The sequence below is a fragment of the Acidithiobacillus sp. TH-A35 genome (genome assembly GCF_057473505.1).
In genome coordinates, this window is the sequence record NZ_JBYCKR010000148.1 from 1 (window position 1) to 6,262 (window position 6,262).

Consider the following 6,262-nt stretch of genomic DNA (forward strand, 5'->3'; position numbering starts at 1 on the left):
AGGCCTCTTTGCGCCTGCTGATGACCCTGGCCCTGGCCACGGGCCTGAGTGCTTGCGCGAGTATGCCACATAAGACGCCACTCTCGTCGAGTCCAGCGCCTGCGCCTGCCGAAACGACGACAAGCGTCCCTGAAACATCAACGGCGCAACATGCCGACCAACTCATGGCCGACGGGCACGAGTTGGAGGCGGCCAGGGACTACATCCACGCGGCCGCCGAGGCACGGGGACAAACCCAACTCAATTACCTGATGGAAGCCGCACAAGCCTCCCTAAAGGGACAAAAACCGCAAGTTGCGATATTACTGGCTAATGAAGTGCTGCGTTTGCAGCATAACAACGCCGAATTGCGCGGGGCGGCGCTTTGGATCCGCGCTCAGGGGCTCATGGATCAAGGGCAAACCCCCAGTGCCAAGGGCAATCTCGAAGAACTGCTGACCATCGCCAGCACACCTCAGGATGTACGCGCTCAGGCCATGGGTACTCTGGCCACGCTCTACACGCAGGAAGGTCACGAACTCACCGCACTGAATTTCCTGATCGAACGGGACAGCCTTCTGGGTAGTAATGAGGTTGCAGAAAATCATCGCCGCATTCATGCCCTTCTCGACTTGCAGTCGGCTGCGAAACTGCAGAATTGGCAGGGACGCAGCGGCAACCCCCTGGTGCAGGAGTGGATCGCTGTCGCCCTGATCACCCGGCAGTATCCCGATCCGCAACAGCGACAGGCAGCGATCAGTGCCTGGCTGACGGCGCATCCTGGGCACCCTCCCATAAGCTTCTCGGACGACACCGCGACTACCATCGACACTTCCGCCCTCAACCCGGCGCTCGGGAGTATATGCGCCTTGTTACCCTCCAGTGGGCCTTATGCGCCCCTCTCCCAAGCCATCACCGCCGGGATGGCCACTGCAGCGCAATTACAATCTGGTCCTGCGGTGCGCGTCCTGCGGACCACCGGCAACCCCAGTTACACCGCCGTACTCTTTGAACGCGGGGTAAAAGAGGGCTGCAAAGTCTTCGTCGGCCCCTGGCTGCCCCAGGATATCAACGCCGTAGCCGCCGTCAGGAAATCCAGCGATCCGCCGGTCATTGCTCTCGGCACGGCGCCCGGTGTGCAGCAGCCGGGACTCTATACCCTGAGCCTGAGCCGTGACGTCCCTGCCCGGCAAATTGCCGCCCAGAGCTATGGGGCGGGTTACCGTCGTGCCTATGTGCTTTATCCGCAGGACTCCAGTGGCGCCGCCATTCAGGCATACTTTATCGCGGTCTGGAAGAAGCTCGGCGGTACGGTCGGCGGTGTCACCACCTATCTGCCGGGACGCTCTCTGGCGGATAACGCGCGACAACTGTTGAGTATACCGCCCGGGCAACGCAGCTTTGTCTTTCTGATTACCGATGCGAAAAACGCCAGTGCTGCCGTTACCTCTATCCGCCTGATCAATAGCACTGTGCCTATTTTCAGCCCGGCGTTGCTGCACGGCGCCGCCTTGCCCGGCGATGCGCAGAGGCTCTCTGGCATTGAGTCCGTCGATATGCCGTGGATCATCAGCCCTGGGCAAAGCTGGCCGCCAGCAGCGCCTCTGCTGCGCACCACCCTGCCCAACGCCAGTGATGCCCAGTGGCGCATGGCGGCCTTCGGGCTGGATGCCTACCGGATGGCGGAGCGCGTTCTGGCTAAAGACATGACGGGTAGCCTGAACGGTACCACGGGCATCCTCCACTTCGCTGCCGATAACCAGATCATGCGTGACATGGAATGGATGGAAGTGGAGAATGGCCAAATCGTGCCTTTGCCGGGAGTGCCCAAGCCGGGCACCTGAATCATGCCGTCACCACGCCAGAATTTAGGTCAGCAGGGTGAAGACAGCGCCGTCGCCCTGCTCGCCGGGCAGGGGCTACATCCTCTGACACGCAACTATCGCTGCCGGATGGGAGAAATTGACATCATCACCCTCGATGGCGATACCCTGGTCTTCGTGGAGGTGCGCCAGCGCGCCCACGACCGGCAGGGGGGTGCGGCGGCCAGTGTCACCGGTCGCAAGCAAAGGCGGCTGATCCGCGCCGCGGAGTACTTTCTTTTGCGTAACCCTCAGCACGGGTTACGGCCCTGCCGCTTTGATGTCATCGCCCTCGACGGTGACGCCCCGGCAGACTGGATTCGTGATGCCTTTAGAGTACCCAGCCCATGACCGTCACTGACTGGATGAATTCCGCCTTCCGCGCCGGCATCGCCTGCAAAGAAAGATCGGCGGCGGTACTGGCAGTGCCTTTTGCACAGGCCAGCCAGCGTCTGATTGCCACCTTGCAAGCTGGCGGGCAGGTGCTTAGTTGCGGCAATGGCGGTTCTTCCGGCGATGCCCAGCACCTGGCCTCGGAACTGGTCAACCGCTTTGAGACGGCGCGCCGCGCCCTGCCCGCTATCGCCCTCAGTACCGACAGCAGCGTGGTCACGGCCATCGCCAATGATGCCTGCTACGAACAGATTTTCGCCCGACAGATTGAGGCGCTGGGTCGTCCGGGTGACTGCCTGGTCGCTTTCAGCACTTCGGGCAACTCCGCCAACGTCCTCGCCGCTATCCATACCGCCCAGCAGCGCGGCATGTGGGTGCTGGCCCTTACGGGCAGGGGAGGCGGACAGCTCGCGCCACTGCTGCGCCCTGCGGACATTGAATTGCGCGTGCCGGAGCAGAACACAGCGCGCATTCAGGAAGTCCACCTCGTCCTCATCCATGCCCTCTGCAATGGTGTCGACGCCAGTTTTACGGACAACCCTCCCGCGCCCGCGTTGCGCACCGGTCAGGTGCTCCGCGACCGGGAGGCGTTGCGTGCGGCCTGCGCCTTCCGGCGCCCCCTCGTCTTTACCAACGGCGTCTTTGATGTGTTGCATCGGGGCCATGTGCAGTATCTCGCCGAAGCCTGCGCCGAAGGCGCCTGCCTGGTGGTGGGCGTCAACAGTGATGCCTCGGTGCGCCGCCTCGGCAAAGGTGCGGATCGCCCGGTCAACAGTGAGGAGGACCGCATGGCGGTGCTCGCCGGATTACAGGCGGTGGATTTCGTCACGGTGTTTGACGACGATACCCCGCTGAAACTCATCCAGCATCTCCAACCCGACGTGCTGATCAAGGGTGGCGACTGGCCGATAGACCGCATCGTCGGCGCCGATTGGGTGCAGGCCAGAGGCGGCCGGGTGCTTAGTATTCCTTTTCGCCACGAGCGCAGCACCACCGCCCTCTTACAAAAAATCCGGGGGAGCCAACCATGAACGTCAGCACCATCATCCCCGCCCTGCGCGCCGCTCTGGATACGGATCGGGTGCGCGACGATGCCGAAACCCTCGCCATCTATAGCCACGACGATACGCCGGGAAGCTGCGCACCCGTGATGGTGCTCTTCCCGCACAGCCATGAAGAGGTGCAGGCCATCGTCAATATTGCCCGTCGCCATCATCTGCCCCTCGTCCCGCGCGGAGCAGGTTCCGGAAATGTCGGCGGGGCTCAGCCGGTGCCCGGCAGCGCCGTCATCAGCTTCGAGTGCATGCAAAAAATCTGCGATTACAGTGCGGTCGACCGCACGATCACCGTCGAAGCAGGATGTATCACGGCCGCGATCAGTGCCCATGCGCACGCCGACGGATTATTCTACCCCCCCGATCCCGGCAGCAGCCCCTACTGCCGCATCGGCGGCAACCTGGCGATGAATGCCGGTGGCCCCCACGCCGTAAAATATGGAGTCACCCGCGATTATGTACTGGGCTTACGCGCCGTCACCGGCACCGGCGAGACGCTGTGCTGCGGCGTCCGCACCAGCAAGGGTGTGGTCGGCTATGACCTGACCCGCCTGTTGGTGGGTAGCGAAGGCACCCTTGCCGTCATCACCGAGGCCACCTTGCGCCTGCTGCCCATGCCCGCCGCCAACGCCACCCTGCGCGCCGCCTATAGCAACACGGCCAGCGCCTGTGCCGCCGTACAGCGCGTCATGGCCCAGCGAAACAACCCCAGCGCGCTCGAACTCATGGACCTCCATGCCTTGGCCGCCGTGCGCGCCATGGGCGCGGCCAGCGACCTGCCGGAAGGCAGCAACGCTCTGTTGATGGTCGAAGTGGATGGTGAGGCGATCACACTCCCCGGACAAGTGCAGGCCATCCGCGCGGCACTGGCGGGTGAGGGGAGTATGGAGATTCTGGAAGCTACCGATGCGGTTGCCATTGCGGATCTGTGGGCGGCACGCAAGTCCCTGTCTCCCGCCACCAAAGCCATGGCACCACTCAAGATCAATGAGGATGTGGTCGTGCCGGTCAGCCGTCTGCGCGAGTTACTGGAAGCCATCGAAGGGATCGCCGCAGAGCAGTCCCTGCATATCGTCAGCTTCGGACACGCCGGGAACGGCAACCTGCACGTAAACTTTTTGGTCCACCCCAGGGATAAGGACGAGATGCGCCGCGCCCAACACGGTTTGCAAAAGCTCTTCCAGACCGTACTGACGCTGGGTGGAACCCTCTCCGGCGAACACGGCATCGGCAGCAGCAAGCGCGCCTATGTCCCGCTGGCACTCAGCCCGGAAAACCTCAGCATCCAGCGCGCCATCAAACAGGTCTTCGATCCCGACGGCATTCTCAATCCCGGCAAATTGCTCCCCGAGGCCTGAATCATGAACAGCATCCTCCACGCCATCCAGCCGGTACGCCATATTTCCCTCAAAAGCTGGCGCGAAGATTTTGAGATGGACCTGCTAGAAAACACCCCCGCCCACCGCTTGCTCCGCGATGCTGACACCTGGGTGGTACTCTTCCGCTCCGGCGTCATCTGCTTTTTCGGCGCGGGACCAGCGTTGCAGGCCAAAGTCATCGCCACCGTGCAGGCACAGTTCACCCCCATCGCCAACCCCAAGGTCGAAGAACTGGCGGTCCGGGTCGGCGAGCGCGATGGCGTGGGGCGCGACGGCGTCACCCTCAAAAACCTTGATGAAGAACGGATTCTTCTTGTTGCCCTGCGCTTGGCCCAGAGCCTTGCCCTGGAACTGCACGAAGAGGCCGTCGAAAATCTGCTGGAAACTACGCTGAACCTGCTCTCGGAAGTGACTCGTACCGGGCGCCTACCGGGACGGCGCGGCGGGCACCTGCGCTTTCTCGCCTCGACTTCCGCCACCCGCACCGAAATCCTCTCCCGCCTGGCGGTGCTGGACAACCCCGACATCGTCTGGGAGACACCGGGCCTGGAACTGCTCTCCCGCGAGCTCTCCGCCGATCTGGAGCTCACCAGCCGCTTTCGCGCCCTCGACGAAAAACTCGACGCCATTCATGAGGGGCTGGAAGTCATGATTGTCGCCAGTCGTCACCATCGGGAGACCATCCTGGAATGGATCATCATCATTCTGATCGCTGTGGAAGCGCTGATCATGCTCATTGGCAAGTAAAATGGGCGAACGATGGCCCGTGTTGGAGAATGTTCCCTCTGCGCACGATGTTGGCGATGCAGAACCACCCTACGACGAGCATGAAGCCTTTATTCCGCATAACACCCGTGTCGCCCACAGCTATGATCCCGCCCGCCTGCTGCTGATCGGACCGGCCTGGGTAGGGGATATGGTCATGGCACAGGTGTTGTTGCAGGTACTGCGCCGCCGCTGGCCGCGCCTACAGGTGGATGTCCTGGCCCCTCCTGCCAGCGTCCCGCTGGCGGAGCGTATGCTGGAAGTACGGCGGGCCATGCCCTTGAGCATCGACCACGGCCAGCTTGGCCTGAAGCTGCGCCGTCAGGTGGCGAAGGATTTGCAGAAGCAGGATTATGACTGGTCCATTTGTCTGCCGAACAGCTTTAAATCCGCACTGATTCCATATTGGGCACGGATACCGACACGCACCGGTTTCCGTGGCGAAGGCCGCCGTTTACTGCTCAATGATCGCCATCGCCTAGACAAAAAGAAGCTGCTGCGGACCGTGGATCGCTTTGTCGCTCTCGGCCTGCCGCCGCGCCTTCCCCAACCCACGCAACTGCCTGCACCACGTTTACAGGTAAACCAGACAGCGCTTGCCGCTGCCTTGCAGCGACTGGGTATCGACGTGCCCCAACGGCCTCTGGTCGCCTTGGCGCCGGGTGCCGAATATGGCCCAGCCAAGCGCTGGCCGGTGCATCACTGGATTACCCTGGCGCGGTCCCTGGTTCAGCGTGGCCATGCTGTCTGGCTGTTCGGCAGCCCCAAGGATGCGGAAATCACTCAAGCCGTAGCGGCCGCTGTCCCCGAAGCAGTTGATCTGGGGGGC

Annotated in this window: 6 protein-coding genes; all 6 read left to right on the top strand. The window is 62.6% G+C overall.

The window, feature by feature from the left end; genetic code table 11:
- Window positions 1-1,823: penicillin-binding protein activator (locus AC2VNK_RS05120; protein WP_486883058.1), on the top strand; the 1,823-nt coding region annotated here is incomplete at its 5' end.
- A gap of 3 nt (window positions 1,824-1,826) precedes the next feature.
- Window positions 1,827-2,192 carry a YraN family protein gene (locus AC2VNK_RS05125; protein ID WP_486883059.1) on the top strand — a complete coding sequence of 122 codons (366 nt, stop codon included), beginning with the start codon at window positions 1,827-1,829 and terminating at the stop codon, window positions 2,190-2,192.
- Window positions 2,189-3,265, top strand: coding sequence for a D-glycero-beta-D-manno-heptose 1-phosphate adenylyltransferase (gene rfaE2 / locus AC2VNK_RS05130; RefSeq protein ID WP_291520807.1), 1,077 nt, complete (start codon window positions 2,189-2,191; stop codon window positions 3,263-3,265). The genes AC2VNK_RS05125 and rfaE2 overlap by 4 nt, the downstream gene beginning before the upstream one ends.
- A complete protein-coding gene (locus AC2VNK_RS05135) occupies window positions 3,262-4,647 on the top strand; it encodes an FAD-binding oxidoreductase (RefSeq protein WP_486883060.1) in 1,386 nt (461 codons plus the stop codon). Before rfaE2 ends, AC2VNK_RS05135 begins: the two co-directional genes overlap by 4 nt.
- Window positions 4,648-4,650: 3 nt before the next feature.
- On the top strand, window positions 4,651-5,415 hold the full coding sequence (locus tag AC2VNK_RS05140; protein WP_291523427.1) for an RMD1 family protein: 765 nt from the start codon (window positions 4,651-4,653) through the stop codon (window positions 5,413-5,415).
- A gap of 1 nt (window position 5,416) precedes the next feature.
- On the top strand, window positions 5,417-6,262 hold an 846-nt coding region (gene waaF, locus AC2VNK_RS05145; RefSeq protein ID WP_486883061.1), incomplete at its 3' end, for a lipopolysaccharide heptosyltransferase II.